Below are 24,205 nucleotides of genomic sequence, written 5' to 3'. Positions count from 1 at the left end.
AGACGGTGCGAGCCACACGGGCAGATAAAGAAAAGACGAACGGTGGTTAAAGGAATAGCGGAGGTAAGGTGGGTAGATTAGGGTAGAAAAAAAGCCCGTAATACGCAGTATTACGGGCTTTTTTTATTTAATTAATTATGAACACAAATTTTATTCCTGAGTATTTAAAGGTTCATTATCATTAGTAGGAGCTTCTTCAGTGCTCTCATCGTCATCTTCTTTCATTACCTTAGTAACGGCGGCAATAGAGTCTTTACCTTTGATATTGATGAGTTTTACGCCTTGAGTAGCACGTCCTAAAATACGAAGGGTATCGATTGATAAACGAATAGCAATACCTGATTTATTGATAATCATCAAATCTTCACCTTCTAAAACGCTTTTAATGGCTACTAACTGACCTGTTTTCTCGGTAATAGAAATGGTTTTTACCCCTTTACCACCACGGTTAGTAATACGATATACGGCTTCGTGTGTTTCGGGGTCATCAATATAGGAACGTTTACCATAACCGTTTTCTGATACTACCAATACAGTCTCTTCGCGTGGGTTTTCAATAGCAATCATACCTACTACCTCATCGTTTTCAGTATCTAAGTCGATACCACGAACCCCCTGCGAATTACGCCCTACGGCACGCACTTTGTCTTCGGCAAAACGAATCGCACGACCTGATTTAACGGCTAACATCAACTGGCTACTGCCTGAGGTAAGTTTTGCTTCAATAAGTTCGTCACCTTCTTTAATAGTGATGGCATTGATACCATTCTGGCGTGGACGAGAGTATTCTTTGAGAAGCGTTTTCTTAACAATACCCTTTTTAGTAGCCATAATGAGGTAATTGTTGCTGATGTAGTCTTCATCTTTGAGGTTTTGTACACTCACGAAAGCCTTAATCTTATCATCGGATTCGATATTGATAAGGTTTTGTATAGCACGACCTTTGGCAGTTTTGCTACCTTCTGGTATTTCGTATACACGCATCCAGAAACACTTACCTTTTTGAGTAAAGAATAATAAATATTGGTGATTAGAACTTACAAAGAGGTGTTCTAAGAAATCTTGGTCGCGTGTGGTAGAGGCTTTTTGTCCTACACCGCCACGGCTTTGGGTCTTATATTCACTAAGCTGAGTGCGTTTGATATAGCCTGCGTGTGAGATGGTAATTACCATTTTATCATCAGGAATCATATCTTCTACACTGAATTCGCCCCCTGCGTATTCAATGGTAGAACGACGCTCATCGCCATACTTCTCTTTTATTTCTAGTAGTTCTTCCTTAATAATTTCGGTACGACGTTCTTTGCGGGCTAAGATATCTTCTAAATCGCGTATTTCAGCCAGCTTTTCTTCGTATTCTTCTTTTGTTTGTTGGATAAGAACCTTATTGATACGACGTAGTGCTAACGCCAAGATAGCTTCGGCTTGTACATCGGTAAGGTCGAATTCGGCAATTAAATCTTCTTTAGGTTTATCGTGGAAACGGATAATCTCAATAGCTTTACCCATAGTGTCCTCGGTTGCCATCACCTTCATATACCCTTCTAAAATATGAATACGCTCTTTGGCTTTGCGAAGTTCATAGTCGGTACGTCTATACACTACGTCATAACGGTGTTCTACGAAGTGAAAGATAAGGTCTTTAAGGTTTAACAACTGAGGGCGCCCTTTTACTAAGGCGATGTTATTAACACTAAATGAGGTTTGTAGCTCGGTATGCTTAAAGAGATTGTTGAGCACTACATTAGGGACTGCATCGCGTTTGAGAATATAAACGATACGTATTTTACCACGAGCTGATTCATCGCGTACATCGGTGATACCCTCTAACCTACCTTCTTTTACGAGGTCAGATGTTTTTTTCAAAAGCACAGATGTATCGACTTGATAAGGGACTTCGGTTACTACAATACAATCTTTACCTTTTATTTCTTGAAACTCAGCTTTGGCACGAATGATTACTCGTCCGCGTCCTGTTTTGAAGGCTTCTTTTACGCCTTCATAACCATAGATAATACCTCCCGTAGGAAAATCAGGAGCTTTGATGTATTTAATGAGTTCATCGATTTCAATATCGTTATTGTCGATATAAGCAATAGTTCCATCGATAACTTCATTAAGGTTATGAGGAGCCATATTGGTAGCCATACCTACTGCGATACCTGCTGAACCGTTCACCAATAGGTTAGGGATGCGTGTAGGGAGTACGATAGGCTCTTCACGAGAGTCGTCATAAGTAAGTTGGTGGTCAACTGTCTCCTTATCGATATCTGAGAGCATTTCTTCGGAGAATTTACGCATACGGGCTTCGGTATAACGCATTGCGGCAGGGGGATCACCACCCATTGAACCGAAGTTACCTTGTCCGTCTACAAGCATATAGCGTAAACTCCAATATTGTGCCATACGCACCATAGTATCGTAAACAGCTGTATCGCCGTGAGGGTGGTATTTACCGAGAACCTCACCCACAATAGCAGCCGACTTTTTATAAGGGCGATTGCTGAGCACTCCCATATCGTACATACCGTAAAGTACACGGCGGTGTACAGGTTTTAAACCATCACGAACATCGGGCAATGCACGTGAAACGATTACCGACATCGAATAATCGATATAGGCAGATTTCATTTCATCGCTGATGTCTACAGGAATCAGTTTTTCTCCTTCTGTCATAATATATTAATAGGTATCTGTTATATAAATTAGCGTGCTAAGATACAACCTTTTTTTATATTGGCAATAAAAAAATGTTTGTTTTTTCATCATTAAACTGTAAGTGTTTGATAGTAAGTGTAAAAATAACTTATAAAAAATTAATAGAAAAGAAGAAAAATAGTGCTATAGATTAAGTAAAATAGCCTCTGATAGGTGAAAATGCAGTGTTATTATCTATGAAATCGTATTTTAAAGTGATTAACCTTATATCATTCATATAAACAAGTTATATGATGATAAAAATGAATTTATTTGCTACATTTATTGGTATTCATTATTAATTTATTACTTTTGCACTTCAAATTGTTATAAGATGCAAATATCAATCGTTATACCGCTTCTCAACGAACAAGAATCGCTACCTGAACTTTATCAGTGGCTACACAAAGTACTCACTGAACACCGTTATTCTTATGAAATTATCTTTGTAGACGATGGTAGTACTGATAATTCTTGGCAGGTAATCAAAGAGTTATCGGGTAAAGATACTAATGTACAGGGTATTCGTTTTTTGCGCAATTACGGAAAATCACAAGCATTGCACGCAGGATTCAAACAAGCACAAGGTGAAGTAGTGATTACTATGGACGCCGACCTGCAAGACAGTCCGGATGAGATTCCTGCTCTTTATAATATGATTACCCAAGAGGGTTATGACCTTGTATCGGGTTGGAAGAAAAAACGTTATGATTCGGTATTGGCAAAAAATCTGCCTTCTAAACTCTTCAACTGGGCAGCGCGCAAAACCTCAGGTCTCACCCTCCACGATTTCAACTGCGGACTCAAAGCCTACAAACAAGAGGTTGTAAAGAATGTTGAAGTATCAGGTGAGATGCATCGCTATATTCCTGTATTGGCAAAGAACGCTGGTTTCAACCGCATTACCGAGAAAGTTGTACAACACCAAGCCCGCAAATACGGTGTGACCAAATTCGGTATGAATAGGTTTATCAATGGTTTTTTAGACCTTATCACCATTAGTTTTCTATCCCATTTCGGTAAACGCCCGATGCACTTCTTTGGAGCATTGGGAGTACTGATGTTCTTTATAGGTTTTTTGTTTTCGGCTTACCTTGGTATTGATAAATTATTTATCAATCCACACGGTCGCCTTATTGCTGATAGACCTCAGTTTTACCTTGCGCTTACCACTATGATCATTGGCACACAACTATTTATTGCAGGCTTTTTGGGAGAAATTATTTTAAAGACTAAAAGTAACGAAGAGAGATATAAAATTAGGGAATTAACAAATTAGTAAATTAGCAAATTAGTAGATAATATAACAGTAATGGAACATCAATTAAAAATATTTAATTCCTTAACAGGAGAAAAAGAAGTGTTTGTACCCTTACACGAAAACAATGTAGGAATGTACGTATGTGGCCCTACTGTATACAGCAATGTGCATTTAGGCAATGTGCGTACCTTTATGTCGTTTGATTTTGTGTATCGTGCGCTTAAATTCTTAGGTTACAAAGTGCGCTATGTACGCAATATTACCGATGCAGGTCACCTTACCGATGACGGTGATGTGAACAACGACCGCTTTGTAAAACAATCACGTCTCGAAAAACTCGAACCTATGGAAATTGTACAAAAATACACTGTAGATTTCCATAAAGTATTAGAGATATTTAACTTACTGCCTCCTACTATTGAGCCTACTGCTACAGGACATATATTGGAGCAAATACAGCTTACCGAAAAACTCTTAAAAGACGGATTTGCTTATGAAAGCAATGGTTCTGTATACTTCGATGTACTTGAATACAACAAACGCGGACTCAATTATGGGGAGCTCTCTCGACGCAATATAGAAGAACTCTTTGCCAATACTCGTGATTTAGATGGGCAAGGTGAAAAACGCAATCCTCAGGACTTTGCGCTCTGGAAGAAAGCTTCTCCTGCCCACATTATGCGTTGGACATCACCTTGGGGCGACGGCTTCCCAGGTTGGCACTTAGAATGTACGGTGATGAGTACCAAATACCTCGGTAACCAATTTGACATTCACGGAGGCGGTATGGACTTAAAGTTCCCACACCACGAATGCGAAATTGCACAAGGTAAAGCGGGTCACGGAGAAAGTCCCGTACGATACTGGATGCACGCTAATATGCTCACAATGAACGGGCAACGTATGAGTAAATCTACTGGTAACTATATATTGCCTATGGAACTCATCAGCGGAGAGAATACTTTTTTTGAGAAACCTTTTGCTCCTACTGTTATTCGCTTTTGCTTTATGCAAGCACACTATCGTAGTGTACTTGACATTTCTAACGAAGCTATGCTCGCTGCTGAAAAAGGCTTTAACAGACTTATGGAAGCGATGAAGATATTAAATGAACTTACTACTGATACAGAGCTTCCAACTTCGCTCCCTATAGCCGAATGGAAACAAAAATGCTACCATACACTGTTAGACGATTTCAATTCACCTATACTCATAGCCCATCTTTTTGAAGCTGTAAAGTGGATATTCCAAGTAAAAAATGATGAAGAGAGAATTTCGGTAATAGAGCTCAAGGAGTTGAAAGAACTGATGAATGCTTTTGTTTTTGATGTATTGGGGTTACAAAGTGAGCAACAAACGGCTAATAACAATGACAAGCTCGACGGCGTGCTCCAGTTGCTTATCAATATGCGAATGGAAGCTCGTGCCAATAAAGATTGGGCGCTTTCCGATAAAATTCGTGATGAACTCCTTGCATTGGGTATTCAGCTCAAAGACGGTAAGGAGGGAACTAGTTATAGTGTAAATTAAAACAACTGTTGCGGTTGAAACAAAGAGCTCAGTAGTACTTAATTCAGAGAATGTAGAGATTCGTCTTTATGGTGATTATTAGGTGTTTAATAATTTGATTTATGAACCAAATTATCTATGCTTTAAGTTCTTAGAATGCTCTATAAAAAGATACTATAAAGAAATGTTAAATTTATTTGTGTAATTTGTAAAAAAGAAATACTTTTGCAGGGTCAAAACTGAAATTATAATAATTATTCATTAACAAAAATGAGAACACATATCAGAAAAGAAGTTTCATCAATTGCTCATCAGCCTGCTGGCTCTGTTGAGGAAACTCGTTTCGAGAAAATCTACAACGTTGTTTTCTCGAACTCAGTAACCGCTTCAATTAGTGTCGCACACGAAATCGCCGACCTTATTAAAAAGAAACAAGCCGAAGGCAAAAAATGTATATTAGGCTTAGCCACTGGCTCCTCTCCAGTGAAAGTTTACGACGAACTCGTGCGTATGCACAAAGAAGAAGGTCTTAGCTTCAAAAACGTAATTACCTTCAACTTAGACGAGTATTATCCAATGGAAAAACAGGATATACAAAGTTATTGGTACTTTATGCACGAGCACCTTTTCAACCATATTGATATCCCTAAGGAAAATATCAATATCCCTGACGGAACTGTACCTCACGACGAATTAGAAGCCTACTGCGCTAATTACGACAAAAAAATCGAAGAATGTGGCGGACTCGATTTCCAACTCCTTGGTATCGGTCGTACCGGTCATATCGGCTTTAACGAACCTGGTTCTAACCGCAATTCTGGTACCCGCATCATCACTCTAGACCACATCACTCGTTCCGATGCTGCCGAAACCTTCCACGGTATCGACAATGTACCTCGTCAAGCCATTACAATGGGTATCCGCACAGTGTTAAAAGCACACCGCATCGTATTGCTTGCTTGGGGTAGTAGTAAAGCCTCTATCGTAGCCAAAGCCGTAGAAGGCGATATCACTGCCGAAGTACCTTCAAGCTACCTCCAACTCCACGAAAACACTACTTTTGTATTAGACGAAGAGGCTTCTGCCGATCTTACTCGTATCAAAACCCCTTGGCTCGTTACCGATGTACAATGGGACGAAGACCTCAAAGCTAAAGCTATTGTTTGGCTTTGCGAACACTTGGGTAAAACAATCCTCAAACTTACAGATTCTGATTACAACGAGTACGGTATGTCCAAACTCTTGGCAGAATCAGGTCCTGCTTACGATTTGAACATTGCTATGTTCAACCGCTTGCAACACACTATTACAGGATGGCCAGGTGGTAAACCTAATGCCGACGATACCAACCGCCCTGAACGCGAACATCCTCACAAAAAACGCGTAATCATCTTCAGTCCTCACCCCGATGACGACGTGATTTCTATGGGAGGCACTTTCGACCGCTTAGTTTCTCAAGGTCACGAAGTACACGTAGCTTACCAAACTTCCGGTAACTTTGCCGTATCCGACCACGAAGCACTTAAATTCGTCGAAGTATTCAAAGATATAGCCAAAGAAAACAAAACTGAAGTAGCTGTAATCAACGAGATTATTAGCAACATCACCAACAAAAAATCTAACGAAATCGATAGCCTCCTCGTACGCCAACTCAAGGGTAACATCCGTCGCCACGAATCATTGGCAGCTACACGCTACGAAGGTGTGCCTGATAAACACGTACACTTCCTCAACTTGCCTTTCTACGAAACAGGTGGTGTGAAAAAGAACCCTATAGGCGAAGCCGATATCAAAATCATTATGGATTTGATTGAAGAAGTAAAACCTCACCAAATCTATGCCGCTGGTGACCTCGCCGACCCTCACGGTACTCACAAAGTATGTCTTGATGCCATCTTTGCGGCTTTGAAAAACTTAAAACACAAAGATTATATGAAAGACTGCTGGGTATGGTTGTACCGTGGTGCTTGGCACGAATGGGATATCCACGAAATAGAAATGGCAGTCCCTATGAGCCCAGCACAAGTACTCAAAAAACGTCAAGCTATCTTCTTCCACCAATCTCAAAAAGATGGTGCTATGTTCCAAGGAGACGACTTGCGCGAATTCTGGCAACGCGCCGAAGCTCGTAACAGCGAAACAGCTCGTCGTTACCGCAATTTAGGCTTCGCCGACTATGCTGCTATCGAAGCTTTCAAACGTTACTTCTTCTAAGAATTTAATAGATTTTTATAGAAGAAACTTTTCTAAAAAGTTTTAAAAGATTGTTATCAATCTAAAAAATAATGAGGTTATCTATTATTAGATAGCCTCATTTTATTTAGTGTTTTACCACGAATATTGTCCATTATGTTTTGATAGAATAAACCTTTTGGTTTTTCAGAATCTAATACTTTTTTTGTCTTTGTTCGTTTATCCTATAAACTTTCTATAAGCTAACCCTATTTTTACCATTAATCATTCGGCTATTATCATTGCAACAAACTAATAAAGGTAGTTAAAATAAAAGCATTGATGAAATCGATAAAGAAAGCCCCTACCATTGGCACTATCAAGAAGGCTTTGTGTGAAGGTCCAAAACGCTCGGTTACCGACTGCATATTGGCGACTGCCGTAGGGGTGGCACCCATACCAAAACCGCAGTGTCCTGCTGAGAGTACAGCAGCATCGTAGTTGCTACCCATCAGGCGGAAGGTAACAAAATAGGCATAAGAGCACATCACAAAGGTTTGCACTGCCAAAATAATGAGCATCGGGAGGGCTAAATCAAGCAATTGCCACAGTTTGAGGTTTAAGAGGGCGATGCCTAAAAACAAACTCAGAGAAGCGTTGCCAAACACATCGATAGCGCGGTCGAACATATTTACACTAAAGCCTCTGGTGAGCACATTGCGCAAGAGTACCCCAAAGAACAATGCCCATACAAACTGAGGAATAGTGAATCTCTCTGGGAAGAAGGCAGTTACTGTGGGTGATACCATTATAGCTGAAAACGATAGGCAAGCAGCAAATAGTGCCATTGTTTCTATCGCTGATTTAGAAGTGATGAGGCGTTGTTTAATTGCATTTTCAAAAACTTCTACTACGTTATCGGCTACGGTGTCAGTACTTTGTTTTTCAGTAATAGGGTTTTTTCCTATATTGTTCACTAACTTGCGTGCTATGGGACCACCAATAAGTCCGCCGAGTACCAATCCGAAGGTAGCCGAAGCCATTCCCAGGTCAGTAGCTCCTTTTATACCGTAGTCGGTTTCTAATATTTTACCCCAAGCACCTGCCGTTCCGTGTCCGCCAGTAAGTGTTATAGAGCCCGTGATGAGTCCCATAACAGGGTTTTGCCCCAAGGCACTTGCTAAGCCCACCCCCACAGAGTTCTGTACTACAATAAAGAGGGCGACCACCCCCAGGAAAATAATTAGCCCTCTACCACCAGCTTTTAGTCGAGAGAAATCGGCACTCAAACCTATGGACGAAAAGAAAAATAGCATAAAAGCATCTTGCAAGCTGTTATTGAACTCTAAGGAAATGCCTGTGGCAGTATACAGCAGATAGATAAATACTGCTGCTAACAATCCGCCCGCTACAGGTTCGGGTATATTGAAGTTTCTTAAAAATTTAATTTTATGCACTAATAGTCGCCCTACGAGCAACACTATTGTAGCGACAATCAGGGTGTAATAAGGGTCGATGATAATGGTTTTCATATCCATAATAAGCGAGATATAGATTTAATGAGGGGCTAAAAGTACAAAAGATTATTTTACTGAAGAAATAAATAAACAAAAAAAACTGTAAGTAATGAATGTTTACTATCTTTACTCTTAATTTAAAACGATAGCTTGTGATAGAACTAATTAGTTTTTTTCTTATGCTTATAGAGGCGTTTCTGCTTTTCATTTATTTTGTTTATGCAGAAATAGAAAGTTTTGTTAGGAAAAAAAGATAAAAAGTATTACTTTTGTCGCTCAAAAAGAATAACACTCATTTACCGATGAAAAAATATATTGATACAGGAAAAAAAGACACCCGAAGTGGTTTCGGGGCAGGACTTGCTGAGTTAGGACGTAAGAACCCTAATGTAGTTGCTCTTTGTGCCGATTTGATTGGCTCATTGAAGATGGAAAAATTTATCGAGGAGAACCCTACGCGCTTCTTTCAAATAGGTATTGCTGAGGCAAATATGATGGGTATTGCTGCTGGTCTTGCTATTGGAGGTAAAATACCTTTTACAGGTACCTTTGCAGCTTTCTCTACAGGGCGTGTGTATGACCAAATACGCCAGTCGATAGCTTATTCAAATAAAAACGTAAAAATTTGTGCCTCTCACGCTGGGCTTACTCTCGGAGAAGATGGAGCTACCCATCAAATATTAGAAGATATTGGTTTGATGAAAATGCTTCCTAATATGGTAGTTATCAATCCCTGTGATTACAATCAAACGAAAGCTGCTACTATTGCCATTGCTGATTATGTAGGTCCTGTTTACCTGCGTTTCGGTCGTCCTACGGTAGCAAACTTTACTCCTGAAGACCAAACCTTTGAAATAGGAAAAGGTATTTTGCTAAACGAAGGGAAGGACGTTACTATTATCGCTACAGGACATTTAGTATGGGAAGCTCTTTTGGCTTGTGAGGAATTAGAGCAAAAAGGTATTTCAGCAGAAGTTATCGATATCCACACTATTAAACCGTTAGACGAAGAGCTTATTCTTACTTCAGTAAAGAAGACTAAAGCAGTAGTAACTTGTGAAGAGCATAATTACTATGGTGGATTAGGTGAGAGCATAGCTCGTGTGCTTACACAGCGTTATCCTGTTCCACAGGAATTTGTGGCTGTAAACGACACCTTTGGTGAAAGTGGAACTCCCGATCAGCTAATGCAAAAGTACGGTTTAGACAAAGAAGGTATCTTGAAAGCAGTTGAGAAAGTACTCAAAAGAAAAACTACCCATTAAGGGAAGATAAAAAATTACTAATTTATTTGGTAAAATAAATAAAAAGCAAATTGTTTATGATAGATTATTTACAAACCAAGAATCCTTATTTTAATACCTCTGGACTTACCTCATCAGAGGCTAACTACGTATGTGAGCGTATTAAAGAACGACTCAAACCCATTCAAGACCTTGTTAATACTATTGAAACTCATACTTCAAGTATTGATGGGGAACCTTTGGATAACTTTGAGAAGGTAGAAGATATCGGAGGTAAGCTCACTGAAATAGGGTCGCTATATGCAATCTCAGCTTATTTGCGTACGGCAATTAAGGAGAAGGAAGCTCGATTAGATGTGCTAACAAAAAAGCTAACCAATATACAACTTGAAGCAGAAGCAGAAGTAAAACCAATTGACTATGAACACCTCAATCGGCTTAGAGAGGTTACCATAGAGGATTACCTCAAAACTTTATCACTTGAAGAAGTAGTACGATATAAGGAAGCTGAAGCTAAAGCAGCCCACATTGGGAAGTATATTCATAATTTTGATGAAGTACGAGCAAATCTCACTAAGAAAGAACTTATTACCTTAAAACAAGTAGGTGAGCAGGTATTTAAAGTAAAGAATGTACCTCTGTACGACCTCGCTGAGCTACAAGAACTGCAAGAACAGTTATTAGCTCAGCATCGCGAGGTTGAAAGTGAAGTAAACTTTTATAAGGCTCAGTTTCGTACGTTCCAGAATAATGCTCAATTGCAATATGAACAAGAACTTCAAAAGTTGCAACAAGAACGTCAGAAAAAGGTAACTGCTCTAGTAGTAGAAAAAACATCTGAATTGATGAAAATAAAGGAAATGGTTGCAGGTTTTAGAATCGTAGTGCCTAACAGTTATAAAAGTACTATTGAACACCTTTTAAAGAAATAGGGTTTGGTGCGGTGTAAAATAGTTGACCTATAACAGATTTACATCATACCAATTTAGAAAGCTACAAAGCGGATTTTTCATTAGATAGCAAACACACTTATTGATATTTCGCTCTATACCCAAACAGTTTTTAATAAGGGGAATGTGTGTTACCCCCGCTGATGTTTATCACATCATAATTAAAACTTTGTTATAGTCTTTGTCTTTGTGGGTATAGAGGTCTTGAACTTAAACATTGCCATCGACTGCGTTCCGTTTTGTAGCTTTCACTTTCATAAAAGGATAATAAGTTGTTTATGTTCCGATAAAACCATATAATTCACAATACAATATGATAGAAGTAACACAACAAAAGATTGAAGAACTCGCTCCTAATGCCGAAGCAGCTAAAAAAGGGCGAGATTTACAAAAGAAGGGAAAATTTACTAATCTAAAAATCAATGCTGAAAAGAACCTTATATGGGGTGAATGTGCAGGAAGTGGTAAAAATCCTTATTATTGCTCAGCTGACTATATAGATAGCCATAACCCAGTGTTTCGTTGCAATTGCCCTAGCCGTCAGTTTCCTTGCAAACACGCTATTGGTTTATTGTATTGCTTTGAGGCAGATAAGAGTCAATTTAGTGAAGGTGAGGTGCCAGAAGATATTACTACTAAGCGTGAAAAGATAGAGAAAAGACAGGAAAAGAAAACTCAAGAAAAAGAGTCTATCAAAGAGAAAGCTGATAAACCTAAGAAGGTAAATAAAACGGCTTTTGTTAAGAAAGTAGACACTCAGCTTATAGGTATTGATACAGCTCAGAAACTTTTGCGCGATATAGTCAGTACAGGACTTTCTTCAATAGATGCTAAATTACGCACCACTCTTAGAACTCAAATAAAAGAATTGGGCAACTACTATATAGGCGGTATACAAACGGCTTTCAATAACCTACTTTTGTCACTTGAAGAAGTAGAAGAGGAAGAATATACAGAGGTAGTAAATAACTTAAATTATCTTTCAGCTTTACTAAAAAAAGCCTCTGAATATCTAAAAGCCCGCAAAGAGGATCCAGAAGGGTTACCTGAACTATCTTCAGCTATTGAAGAGCAGATAGGCTATGTATGGAAGTTAGTAGAGCTAATGCAATATGGACTTTATGAGGAAAATGCAAGCCTTGTACAGCTTTCGTTTAATAGTTATGACAATGAAGCGCGCAAAGAATATGTAGACGAAGGATTATGGCTTAACCTAACTACAGGCAAGATATTCAAGACGATGAATTATCGTCCTTACAAGGCAGCAAAGTACATCAAGGAAGAGAACACTATGTTTGGTGTTTTACAACTGAAAGACTTATATATTTACCCTGGCGATACCAATCCTCGTATTCGTTGGGAAGCAGACAGTATAACGGAACGTCCTCTACAAAAAACAGACCTTACTACCATTAAGCAATGGGCATCGACTCAGTTTGCTGATACTATCAAGAGTGTAAAGAACACTATAAAAAATCCACTGATGGACAAGCATCCTGTAGTACTTTTAGCACTGCATAAAGCTTATAGAGTAGGGGAGGATTTGGTTGTAGAAGATGCCAATGGTTTTGCCATCACCTTGAAAGATATAGGAGAAGGGGCTGTATCCCCAACGGGCAATTTGAAAGCTTTTTTGCCCTCCAACGCCGAAGGGCTCACCCTCACAGCAATGATGCATAATGATGTAGCCAGTGGACTTTTGTCTGCTCAACCAATGTCGCTCATTACCCCTGATAAAATTATCCGTTTATTATATTAGCATATTAGATATGAAACCTTTATACGATTTACAACAAGAACTTAACCGCCTGTTCATAGCAGGAAGTAAGTTTGCTAAAAATGACCCTCGCTTGCAGAAGTACATTCCTATACTCAAGAAATTGGGAGAAAAGGCTCCGGTATTTAATAAATTAGCCCAAGAAGTAGAAGCATTGCTACAAGTTGAAAGCCAGCAATCTGCCGAAAAGCTATTAAATGTTTCCACTTTGCTCTATTCGGTGCTCTATACACAAGGCGTTACTATACAAGCAGAAGCTACCAAAGCCCTACAAGAACCCAATGTATCTATAGCCGATGTGAATACAACCTATTCGTATTTACAACTGAAACCTGTATTGCAAGCTCTTACCCAAAGTAACTCAGGACGTTTAGAAGTACTTAAAGACGCTTTTGAACGTGGTATATTTAAAGATTCTCGTACCTTTGGTTATTTGAGCTATGCCTTGGCTGATAAGTATACTGAACTCGCCGATTATGTACTCCAAACTATTATTCCCACTTGTGGTCAAGCAATGCTCCCTTTCCTGCTATCGGATTTTCGTTTAGAGGATAGGACTGAAAACGTACGCCGTTTGCGATTATTGTACCAGTTAAAGTATGCCGAGATGGATAGCCTAACGGATAAGATATTCAGTGAGAGTTTACCTAACCTACAAGCTGAAGCCATTAGCATAATAGCTGAGAAGAAAGATACGCAAACAGAAGACTTTATTATGAGCCTTACAGGTGACAAGAATAAGTTGGTACGGGAGGCTTCCTATAAGGCATTAGCAATATTGGGGACACAACGTAGCATCGATAAGTTACTTGCACTTTATGAAACTAATAAAGCAAAAGGAAATGCAAAAGCTCTGGCTGAAGCTATTTCTTTATTAGCAACACCTTCATATTATCAACCTTTTCTTAAAAAGGTATACGAGCAATTTAACATACTACTTTCAATAGAAAAAACAGATAACAATGCAACAGTAACCAATGCTTTTGAACGCTTTGCTATTGATTTGGATATTTTGGAGAATAAGGATTGTAATGAAGTATATGAGTTCTTATCTGAATTACTACAATCTCAGAAATTCAACACTCTTCGCAGAAGTTTATTTAAGAACACTTATGACCCCATACCTATGAAAATAGTGGGTATTCTCAATAGCTTTGAAACTGATAAGGTAGTGGCATTCTATGATAAGCATAAGCAATATCTCACTTTTAACAGTGGTTATAATGATTTGTGGATAAACTTTTTTTGGAGAGCTTTTAATAATGATAATTTTAGTAAGGAACAACTATTTGAAACATTTAGCACTACACTTGGAAAATCACTTGCAACAGGAAGTATGTTAGAAGCATTTAGTGGAACTAATGGTTATTATACTTATACAATTCGTAAATGTTCAGAGGTGAGAGTAGATAGAATAGACCCTCGTTGGATACCTGTGTTTTATTCATTCCTCCGTAGTCTTAAAAAGCTCCATAACAATTATGCATTAAATACTTTTATTATACTTGATGCCTTAGAAAAAGATGGAAAATCATTAGATGAATGGCTTTTGAAAGCACTCTCAGAAACTTTTTCAGAAGACACTATATGGTTGTACCGCCTTATTTTAAAACGAAACTTACCCAATAAGTATGAGCTTGTTTATCACTCATTAGAAAAAATGAAGGCTGGAAATGCTTATTATTTTCTGTATAACCTTTCTGACACAGATTTTTGGAAGCAGTTTCCTAAGGAATACGCACAGAAGTTCAGACTTTTGGCTGAGAAGAATAAGTTAAAGATATTTAAAGAAATAGCAGAAGAGATAGAAAGAGGATAACAAAAAGGGTGTGATATGAAAGCACAAATGAATGGTTAATGATTAATGGTTAGTGATTAGTAGTGAATTAGAATAAAGATTTTTATGCAAAGCTTATAGGATAGACGGTGCGAGTTACACGGTCAGTCGTAGCACGACAGGCAGATAGTGCGAGCCGCACAAGCAGATAATGAAAAGACGAACAAAAGACGAACAAATGACGGTGCGAGCCGCACGGGCAGACGAACAAATGACGAACAAATGACGAACAATAAATATATCTAAGATCAACTTAGACTCTATCTAAGATGAAATTTAGTTATTATTTTAGTTATATATAATTTTCTTTAATTGAAAAGTTGTATTTTTGCTGAAACTTTAAATAAAATGAGAACACTCTTTTTACTTGCTTCAACACTCTTTTTTCTCACAGTTGAAGCACAACGCCCTAATATAGTAGTTTTTATAGTAGATGATATGGGATGGGAAGACACTTCTTTGCCTTTTTGGAGTGAACGTGTTCCTAATAACGATATTTATCACACGCCTAATATGGAGCGATTGGCTTCGCGAGGGGTGCAGCTTACGCAAGGTTATGCGGCGTCAATTTGTTCGCCCAGCAGAGTGAGTTTACTTACCGGTAGCAATGCGGCACGCCACCGTGTTACTAACTGGACGTTGCACTACAATACCCCTACCGATGTGGAAGATGCCGTACTCACACCACCCGATTGGAATGTGAATGGTATTTCACCCATACCTAATGTACCTCACACTTATTATGCTAAAGCGCTTCCTCAGTTATTAAAAGAAGCTGGCTATTACACTATTTGCATAGGAAAAGCACACTTTGGGGCAACTCAAACCTTAGGGGCTAATCCGTTGAATTTAGGATTTGAGAAGAATATTGCAGGGCACGCGGGAGGAGGACCTGCAAGCTATTCAGGGCTTACTAATTTTGGCAATCGTACCGATGGACAACCTTCGTCGGCTTTTGCGATTCCTGACCTCGAAAAATATTGGGGGAAAGATATTTCGGTAACCGAAGCACTTACGTTAGAAGCACTTGAAACATTAGATAACCGACCTAAAGACCGTCCGTTTTTTCTCTATCTCTCACATTACGCAGTGCATATTCCTATTGAGGAAGATAAGCGTTTCAGTGCTAAATATCAGCATTTAAACCCTATTGAAGCACGTTATGCCTCGATGATAGAAGCTATGGACAAGAGTTTGGGTGATGTGTTGGATTACCTCAAAGCACATCAGTTAGAAAATGATACTTTTATTTTGTTTCTATCGGACAACGGAGGGCTGAGTGCCGTAGGTCGTGGTGGGAAACCTAATACACATAATTATCCGCTACAAGCAGGTAAAGGCTCGGCTTATGAAGGAGGTGTGCGTGTTCCTATGATAGCTTCTTGGCAAGGGCAACTACCCACAAATAAGCGCACGGAGCAACCTGTGATTATAGAGGATGTATTTCCGACGCTTTTGGAAGTGGCGAAGATAAGAGACTATAAAGTACCTCAAAAGGTAGATGGGAAAAGTTTTTTGGCGACCTTAAAAGGTAAAAGAGTAGGAGAGGAGCACCGTTGCTTTTATTGGCATTGTCCTAACAATTGGTATACAGTAGAAGGCTATGGTTATGGAGCTTCGAGTGCTATAAGGCAAGGCGATTGGAAATTAGTATATATGCACAAAACGGGTGAAAAACAGCTGTTCAATATTAAAGAAAATATAAGCGAAGCTCATAACTTAATTAAGCAGTACCCTCGTAAGGCAAAGCAACTTACAAAAAAAATGCGCCATTACCTCAAAGAAGTAAAGGCGCAGATGCCTATGAATAAAGAGACAGGGAAAATAGTTCCCTTACCTTAATCTTCGTCCTCTAACCCAAGTTCTCTCGCTGATATTTCACGCATTTCTACCTTGCGTATTTTACCCGAGATAGTCATCGGGAACTCTTCTACAAATTTCCAATAACGAGGCACTTTATAATGAGCAATACGCCCTTTGCAGAAGTCGTGGAGTTCTTCTTCAGTGAGGGTAACCCCTTCTTTAGGTTTAATCCAAGCCATAACTTCTTCGCCGTATTTTTTGCTAGGGACACCAATTACTTGCGCGTCCATTACTCCTTTATAGGTATAGAGGAAGTCTTCTATTTCTTTAGGAGAGATATTCTCACCTCCGCGAATAATCAAATCTTTAATGCGACCTGAGATATGAATATAGCCATCCTCGTCCATCATAGCCAAATCGCCAGAGTGCATCCAGCGCTGTTCGTCTATCACCTGCTGTGTAGCTTGCGGACTGTTCCAATACTTCAACATTACTGAATAGCCACGGGTGCATAGCTCACCGTTCTCACCTCGTTTGACGATAGCTTTGGTCTCAGGATTGATAATCTTAATCTCTAAGTGGTCGTGAATAGTTCCTACCGAGTAGATTTGTTTCTCGAAAGGTGCTCCTATTTTAGTTTGTGTAGAGACGGGTGAAGTTTCTGTCATACCGTAACAAATAGTTATTTCGTGCATATTCATTTGCTCTTTCACGCGTTTCATAATTTCAGGAGGACACAAAGCTCCTGCCATTACCCCTGTACGCAGACTTGATAAATCATAAGGCTGTTTGTCTAATACATACAGTTCTGAGATGAACATCGTAGGCACACCATAAAGCGAAGTACATTTTTCTTTCTCTACAGCTTCGAGTGTTTTAGTAGCGTCGAAACTATCGTTGGGGATTACCATTGTAGCCCCGTGAACTGTACAAGCGAGATTTCCAATAACCATTCCGAAACAATGGTAAAAAGGTACAGGAATACACACTCTGTCTTTTTCGGTATAATTCATTCGGATACCGATAAAATAACCGTTATTGAGGATATTGTGGTGAGAAAGTGTAACACCTTTGGGGTTGCCCGTAGTTCCTGAAGTATATTGTATATTTACGGGGTCATCAAACTGCACTTTCTCTTCAAAAGAAAGTAGTTTCTCGTCGGTAACTTTTTCACCGTGTGCTAAGAAATGTTGCCAGCTCTCTCCCCAATACACTTCTTTACGCAAAGTTTCAGTAAACTCACGCGCATCGTTTATCATTTTTTTATAATTACTACTTTTAAACTGAGGGGCAGCAAAGATGTATGATATGCCTGATTGATTGATTACATAAATCAGTTCACTGGTACGATAAGCAGGATTGATATTCACCATTATCGCTCCTATTTTGGCGGTAGCATACTGCAAGAGCGTCCACTCATAGCAATTAGGCGACCAAATACCTACCCTATCGCCTTGTTTCACACCTAAGGCGATAAGCCCTTTCGCTACCGTTGTCACTTGCTTATAAAACTCGGTATAAGTAACTCGGTAGTTTTGATGTACGGAGATAAGAGCCTCTTTATTAGGGTATTTTTCTACTGTTTTACGAAGGTTTTGGTCGATAGTCTCCCCTATAAGAGAGATATTGGAAGCTCCGTAAGTGTAAGCTAAGTTTTTATTCATAAGGATTATTTTAAGTTATTTTTTTGTTATTTCAGTAAGTCAGGTCGTTTGGCTTTGGTATGTTCATAAGCCATATTTTCCCGCCATTGTTCTATTTTAGGGGTATTGCCACTGGTAAGGATTTCGGGTACTTCCCACCCCTTGTAGTTAGCAGGACGTGTATAGACTGGTGGAGCCAACAAGTTGTCTTGAAACGAATCGGTAAGGGCTGAAGTTTCATCGGAGAGGACACCAGGGATAAGGCGAATAATTGCATCGCAGAGTACAGCAGCTCCTAATTCTCCACCTGAAAGCACATAGTCACCTATGGATATTTCTTTGGTGATAAAGTGGTCGCGTACGCGTTGGTCTACCCCTTTAAAGTGTCCACACAAGATGATAAGATTCTTAGCCAACGACAGTTGGTTAGCCATCTTTTGTTGCAGTGTATCACCATCAGGGGTGAGGAATATCACCTCGTCATAATCTCTTTCAGCTTTGAGTGCTGAAATACACTTATCGATAGGCTCTATCATTAGCACCATACCTGCTCCTCCACCAAACTGATAGTCATCTACTTGGCGGTAGGCATTATTGGCATAGTCGTGCAGGTTGTGGAAATGTACTTCTACTAATTGTTTATCAATTGCACGCTTTATAATAGAGTAGCCAAAAGGACTCTCCATTAGTTCAGGAACAACCGATATAATATCAATACGCATCAGTCTAACGATGTTTGTTTATTTCGTCTTGCAACTGGCGACGCACTTTCTGTTCGCGTTCAATAGCTGCTTTGCGATAGCTCTCGTATTCCTCTTGTAATTCTGATAATTGATGAAGAGACTTTCTTGTAACGATATTTCCGTTAGAGTATTTGTAAATATACAGCACTAATAGAACTCCTAAAGCAATAATAATTCCCCACATAATGGTATTGTATAAGCCTTTGGATAGTAAAGCTCCAAACAGATTCATACTATCTTTCTCATTGCGGGTCTGGTCTAAGGTAGTTTGTAAAGAGGCTATATTATCATTTAGTGTCTTAATAGTTTCTTCGTGAGTTTTTACTGTTTCCTTTTCAGCAGCAAGACGTGATTTTATATTATTCACGCTGTCTGCCATACTGCGTTGAAAGCTGGCAAGCTTAACTTTGTCAAACATTTTGTAGTTTTGCCAAGACCCTGCTCTGTCTATCATACGTTGGAACTGTTCGGGTAGGCTGGTAGGCTTTGGTTCTTCAGGTTGTACTTCCACAGTAGTTGAAGCAGTTTTCTGTGAACTAAATGAAGTTGTTGTTGCATCTTGTGCTTTAATTGATACAGCAGAAAAGGCACTAAGTGCCATCATTATTATTAGTTTTTTCATATAACTTATATTTTAAATTAATAATTGAGGTTACAATGTTTTCATTATCTTCATAAAATCGTCTACAATGGTGGCTCCTTTGTCCTGGTTGTACCATTTTTGTAGTTCTTCTTTGAATTCAGGGGTGAGTTTACCATTCTTAGTTTTCTCTTCTTCTACCATTTTAGTAGCTACTGACGGACGAGAGCCCCAATGTGCTAATACCTTATCTTCTAAGTCTAAAAACACTACTACAGGAATGGCTTTACCTCCATTGGTAAGAAAAAGATTCATCAGCTCTTCATTCTCATCTCTAAAAACAAGTTTCATAGTGATTTTAGGGTTGAGGGTCGCTATTTTATGTACTACGGGTACAATTTGAGCCGCATCAGCACACCAACTTTCGGTAATCACTAATAAACAAACACTCTTAGGGTAGTTTGCAAAGAATTGAGCCTTATCTTCAGGTATTTCTATGGTCTTATCTAAGCGTTTGTAGCGTTTTTGGTTTAAAGCAGTGTAATATATGCGTTCTTCGGTTTGTTCTTCTCCGCTCGATTTTCCTTCTGTTGCATACTTGTCTATCAGGTTGCGATAGGTCTCGTAAGAAACAGCTTTTAGGAGGCTATTGCGAATGATTTGTGTTGTATCCATATTCAATTAATTAACAATTAAAAGGTAAGGCACGAGCTACAAGCTCGCACCTGCTTTTGTAATTTAAGAAGCTATTTGCAAAGCCGATTTGTTGAGTTTTTCCTCAGCGTATTCTTTGGTTACTGTCAGTTCTTTTACGCCTGAATTAGGAAGCTCAAACATCGCATCAGTGAGTATGTTCTCGCATAGCGAACGCAAACCACGTGCGCCGAGTTTATACTCTAAGGCTTTCTCAACGATAAAGTCGAGTGCTTCTTCTGTTATATCAAATTTAATGCCATCCATCTCAAAGAGTTTTTTATACTGTTTGATGATAGCATTCTTAGGTTCGGTAAGAATCATACGCAAAGTGTGTTTATCTAATGGATTCATATAGGTAAGCACCGGCAAACGACCTATAATCTCGGGTATCAAACCGAAGTCTTTTAGGTCTTTTGGTATGATGTATTGCACCAAGTTTTTCCTATCTACTTGTGTATTTTTAGATGAATTGTAACCCACCGCTTGCATATTCAGGCGTTTAGAAATAACACGCTCAATGCCGTCGAAAGCTCCTCCGGCAATAAACAAGATGTGTTCGGTGTTTACTTCTATATACTTCTGATCGGGGTGCTTGCGTCCGCCCTTGGGAGGTACGTTCACCACAGAGCCTTCGAGGAGTTTTAGCAGTGCTTGTTGTACCCCTTCGCCCGATACGTCACGAGTGATAGAGGGATTGTCGCTCTTGCGAGCAATCTTGTCGATTTCGTCTATGAACACGATGCCTCTTTCAGCTTTTTCCACATCGTAGTCAGCAGCTTGCAACAGGCGTGAGAGAATACTCTCTACATCTTCACCTACATAGCCTGCCTCAGTGAGTACTGTAGCGTCTACAATGGCAATAGGCACATTTAGCATCTTAGCAATGGTGCGTGCTACTAAGGTTTTACCTGTACCCGTTTCGCCTACCATTATCACGTTACTCTTTTGTATTTCCACTTCATCGTCGGCATCGGGTTGTTGCAAACGCTTGTAGTGATTGTATACCGCCACTGAGAGTATTTTTTTAGTAAAGTCCTGACCTATTACATACTGGTCGAGGAATTTTTTAATCTCTTGTGGGGTTTTTAAGGTCATATCACCCGATACTACAGGCTTCCCTTTTTGAGCTTTAGTACCGAATGCCTCTTCTATAATGATATTAGCTTGTTCAACGCAATAGTTGCATATATTACCAGCCATACCGCGAATTAGCATCTCGGTTTCGGGTTCTGCACGACCGCAGAATGAACAATATTCTACTTCTTTTTTAGCCATTATTTTCTTTCTAACACTTCGTCTATCATACCATATTCTTTAGCTTCGCGTGCTATCATCCAGTAGTCGCGTTCTGAGTCTTTATACACTTTTGCAAAAGGTTGCTTAGAGTGCTTGGCAATGATTTCGTAGAGTTCGTTTTTGAGTTTCAACATTTCTTTTAGATTTATTTCCATATCGCTGGCTACCCCTTGTGCACCTCCCGAAGGTTGGTGAATCATTACACGAGAGTGTGGCAATGCCGAGCGTTTGCCCTCAGTTCCAGCACATAGCAATACGGCAGCCATCGAAGCAGCAATACCGGTACAGATAGTAGCCACATCAGGTTTTATAAACTGCATCGTATCGTAAATGCCTAAGCCGGCATACACGCTACCCCCTGGCGAATTGATATAGATTTGAATATCTTTAGCACTATCTACACTTTCCAAGAAAAGCAATTGCGCAGTAACAATATTCGCTACTTGGTCGTTTACATCGGTGCCTAAGAAGATGATTCTATCCATCATCAAGCGCGAAAATACGTCCATTTGGGCTACATTCAGCTGGCGTTCCTCCATAATGTAAGGGGTCATACTGCCGATAATCTTATCGTAGTAAAAACTATTTACACCGTGCTGTTTAGTAGCATATTTTCTAAATTCGTCTGATAAATTCACTTTTTTAATGATTAATTGTTAATAATTAAAGGTTATCTTTTTAGGAAGTATGGTTAGATAATGATTAACAGACTTCTACAAAATATCAAACTTTGTCAAAGTGTAGCTGTTTTTACCTTTTATCTCTTACCTTTTACCTAAAAAGGGTAGTCCAAAATTGCCAAAGTAAGATACAGAAATGGTATTTATCATTAGCAATTTTGGACTGGTTTTTTATGTTTTTTGTGAAGTTCTATTCAGGGAAAGCTAACTTTACAAATTCATCGAAAGTAACTTTCTTTACATCAGTATTTACATTTTCTTTGTAAAACTCAATGAGTTTCTTAAATACCAATTGTTGTTGAATGCGTTGTACTTCTTCTCGGTTTTGTAATACACGGTCTACAATGCCGTCTACATAACTATCGTCATCGGTAGGCATACCGTATTGAGATAACTGTGCTTTGATATAAGTGCGCGCAAAGTCTTTTAACTCTTCAAATTTAGGGTGCAAGTTATTATCTTCCATTACCTTGCCTTCGATAAGCTGATAACGCAATCCTTTTTCTGAATGCTCGTATTCTTTTTCCGCTTCTTGCTCAGTAAGTTCTTTTTCACCAGCGGTGCGCAACCATTTTTTAAGGAAAGCAACAGGGAGGTCAAACTGAGTATTGTCTACCAAATAATCGGTAACGGTGTTTAAGAAATGCTGGTCGGCTTGCTCATTGTATTGTTGTTGAGCACCTTCTCTTATCTTGTTGCGCAATTGCTCTTCGGTGGTAACAGAACCATCAGGGAAGAGTTTATTAAACAATTCTTGGTTTAAAGCAGCTTTTTCGCGTTCATTCACTTCTTCCAGCGTAAAAGTAACTTCTACATCTAAGTGATGAGCTTCGTCGTGCGATACTTTTAGGTAGTGCATTAAGCTGTGTGCATCTTTGAATAATCCTTTGGTTTGCAATTGGAATTGGTCACCTATCTTTTTGCCTACAAACTCTTTGCGAACAGCATTGCTGAGTTCTTCTAAGGTGAAAGTAGCTTGAGAGTCAATACCTTTTTCCTCGTTAAAGAAAGTACCAGTTACTTCAAGACTGTCATCATCTATAACTTCGCCTTTGGCAACGAGTTTACCAAATTGTTTCTGAATGCGTTCTATTTGTTTGTCGATTTGGTCATCAGTAACGGTAATTTCGTAGCGAACGATTCCTTTTTTAGGTTGCAAGTTTACTTCGATAGCAGGAGCTAAGCCTATTTCAAACTCAAAAGTAAAGTCATCGGCATCTAAGTCGATGTCTTTTTTCTCTTTGGGGAGTGGGTTACCTAAAATATTGAGTTTTTCATCGCCTATGTATTTGTACAACGAGTCTTGTAACACTCGGTTGATTTCGTCAAACTTCACAGCTTTTCCATACTGTCTTTTAATCATACCAGCAGGTACGTGACCCTTTCTAAATCCAGGAATAGAAGCAGTTTTTCTGTAATCGTTTAGTACTTTCTCTACTTTATCGGCGTAGTCGTTTTTTTCAATAGCTATCTTAATGACAGCATTCAAAGCATCTACTTGCTCTCTGTTTATATTCATTTTTTAAAAAATATTAATCCAAATTTTTCAGTTTGCAAAAGTAGTACATTTTTTTTATATAGCAAAACTTTATGCTAATTCTTATATTTTAAAAGCATTAATTTTACTTTTTTCTTCACCCTAAATTTTTAATCATTTTCATCTCACAATATTCTTTGCGTTGCTACATTCCTCAGAGAGGAAGTTTGCTCCAGCTCAGTATGTGAATAGGGAGAGGTTTCTTTTACCTTATCTTCATTCATTGTTCATCTGCCCGTGCGACTCGCACCTTCTTTTCTTCG

General features: G+C 39.0%; 17 protein-coding genes. 8 read left to right on the top strand and 9 right to left on the bottom strand.

Going from position 1 to position 24,205, the window contains the following annotated elements:
- Positions 1–150 precede the first annotated feature (150 nt).
- A complete protein-coding gene (gyrA, locus tag HMPREF9072_RS07370) occupies positions 151–2,676 on the bottom strand; it encodes a DNA gyrase subunit A (RefSeq protein WP_009411091.1) in 2,526 nt (841 codons plus the stop codon).
- A gap of 355 nt (positions 2,677–3,031) precedes the next feature.
- Here gyrA and HMPREF9072_RS07365 point away from each other — a divergent pair, with 355 nt between their 5' ends.
- The 3 genes from HMPREF9072_RS07365 to nagB all read left to right on the top strand — a co-directional run bounded on the left by HMPREF9072_RS07365 (position 3,032) and on the right by nagB (position 7,681).
- Entirely contained in the window at positions 3,032–3,976 is a 945-nt protein-coding gene (locus HMPREF9072_RS07365) for a glycosyltransferase family 2 protein (RefSeq protein WP_009411090.1), read from the top strand.
- Between the two features lie 33 nt (positions 3,977–4,009).
- Positions 4,010–5,488 (top strand): cysteine--tRNA ligase, encoded by a 1,479-nt coding sequence (cysS, locus tag HMPREF9072_RS07360; RefSeq protein ID WP_009411089.1) that lies wholly within the window; start codon positions 4,010–4,012, stop codon positions 5,486–5,488.
- Between the two features lie 249 nt (positions 5,489–5,737).
- Positions 5,738–7,681 carry a glucosamine-6-phosphate deaminase gene (nagB, locus tag HMPREF9072_RS07355; protein ID WP_009411088.1) on the top strand — a complete coding sequence of 648 codons (1,944 nt, stop codon included), beginning with the start codon at positions 5,738–5,740 and terminating at the stop codon, positions 7,679–7,681.
- Between the two features lie 257 nt (positions 7,682–7,938).
- Here the strand turns inward: nagB and gltS are convergent, their stop codons facing one another.
- Positions 7,939–9,177, bottom strand: coding sequence for a sodium/glutamate symporter (gene gltS / locus HMPREF9072_RS07350; protein ID WP_009411087.1), 1,239 nt, complete (start codon positions 9,175–9,177; stop codon positions 7,939–7,941).
- A gap of 281 nt (positions 9,178–9,458) precedes the next feature.
- Between gltS and HMPREF9072_RS07345 the strand changes: the two genes are divergently transcribed.
- From HMPREF9072_RS07345 to HMPREF9072_RS07325, 5 genes are all read left to right on the top strand, one after another.
- Positions 9,459–10,421 (top strand): transketolase family protein, encoded by a 963-nt coding sequence (locus HMPREF9072_RS07345; RefSeq protein WP_009411086.1) that lies wholly within the window; start codon positions 9,459–9,461, stop codon positions 10,419–10,421.
- Positions 10,422–10,477: 56 nt separating this feature from the next.
- Positions 10,478–11,332: a hypothetical protein gene (locus HMPREF9072_RS07340; RefSeq protein ID WP_009411085.1), complete on the top strand. Its 855-nt coding sequence runs from the start codon at positions 10,478–10,480 to the stop codon at positions 11,330–11,332.
- 331 nt (positions 11,333–11,663) lie between these two features.
- Entirely contained in the window at positions 11,664–13,109 is a 1,446-nt protein-coding gene (locus HMPREF9072_RS07335; RefSeq protein WP_009411084.1) for an SWIM zinc finger family protein, read from the top strand.
- A 10-nt stretch (positions 13,110–13,119) separates the two neighbouring features.
- Positions 13,120–14,946 (top strand): HEAT repeat domain-containing protein, encoded by a 1,827-nt coding sequence (locus tag HMPREF9072_RS07330; protein WP_009411083.1) that lies wholly within the window; start codon positions 13,120–13,122, stop codon positions 14,944–14,946.
- 366 nt (positions 14,947–15,312) lie between these two features.
- Positions 15,313–16,806, top strand: a complete 1,494-nt coding sequence (locus HMPREF9072_RS07325; RefSeq protein ID WP_009411081.1) for a sulfatase — start codon at positions 15,313–15,315, stop codon at positions 16,804–16,806.
- Here HMPREF9072_RS07325 and HMPREF9072_RS07320 read toward each other — a convergent pair.
- The 7 genes from HMPREF9072_RS07320 to tig form a co-directional block, all read right to left on the bottom strand.
- Positions 16,803–18,431 carry an AMP-binding protein gene (locus HMPREF9072_RS07320; protein ID WP_009411080.1) on the bottom strand — a complete coding sequence of 543 codons (1,629 nt, stop codon included), beginning with the start codon at positions 18,429–18,431 and terminating at the stop codon, positions 16,803–16,805. The two genes, HMPREF9072_RS07325 and HMPREF9072_RS07320, sit on opposite strands and share 4 nt — an antisense overlap.
- Positions 18,432–18,457: 26 nt before the next feature.
- Positions 18,458–19,132: a tRNA (guanosine(37)-N1)-methyltransferase TrmD gene (gene trmD / locus HMPREF9072_RS07315; RefSeq protein ID WP_009411079.1), complete on the bottom strand. Its 675-nt coding sequence runs from the start codon at positions 19,130–19,132 to the stop codon at positions 18,458–18,460.
- A 4-nt stretch (positions 19,133–19,136) separates the two neighbouring features.
- Positions 19,137–19,775, bottom strand: coding sequence for a hypothetical protein (locus tag HMPREF9072_RS07310; protein WP_009411078.1), 639 nt, complete (start codon positions 19,773–19,775; stop codon positions 19,137–19,139).
- Between the two features lie 30 nt (positions 19,776–19,805).
- On the bottom strand, positions 19,806–20,408 hold the full coding sequence (locus HMPREF9072_RS07305; protein ID WP_009411077.1) for a thioredoxin family protein: 603 nt from the start codon (positions 20,406–20,408) through the stop codon (positions 19,806–19,808).
- A gap of 63 nt (positions 20,409–20,471) precedes the next feature.
- Entirely contained in the window at positions 20,472–21,704 is a 1,233-nt protein-coding gene (gene clpX / locus HMPREF9072_RS07300) for an ATP-dependent Clp protease ATP-binding subunit ClpX (RefSeq protein ID WP_009411076.1), read from the bottom strand.
- Positions 21,704–22,363 carry an ATP-dependent Clp endopeptidase proteolytic subunit ClpP gene (clpP, locus tag HMPREF9072_RS07295; protein ID WP_009411075.1) on the bottom strand — a complete coding sequence of 220 codons (660 nt, stop codon included), beginning with the start codon at positions 22,361–22,363 and terminating at the stop codon, positions 21,704–21,706. The genes clpX and clpP overlap by 1 nt, the downstream gene beginning before the upstream one ends.
- 232 nt (positions 22,364–22,595) lie before the next feature.
- Complete coding sequence (gene tig, locus HMPREF9072_RS07290) at positions 22,596–23,924, bottom strand: trigger factor (protein ID WP_009411074.1); 1,329 nt, start codon at positions 23,922–23,924, stop codon at positions 22,596–22,598.
- Positions 23,925–24,205: the final 281 nt, after the last annotated feature.

Origin of the sequence: Capnocytophaga sp. oral taxon 324 str. F0483 (assembly GCF_000318315.2) — a bacterium.
Classification (GTDB): Bacteria; Bacteroidota; Bacteroidia; order Flavobacteriales; family Flavobacteriaceae; genus Capnocytophaga; species Capnocytophaga ochracea.
The sequence above is the reverse complement of the archived record's forward strand: the minus strand, read 5'-3'. Positions and strand labels throughout refer to the sequence as shown.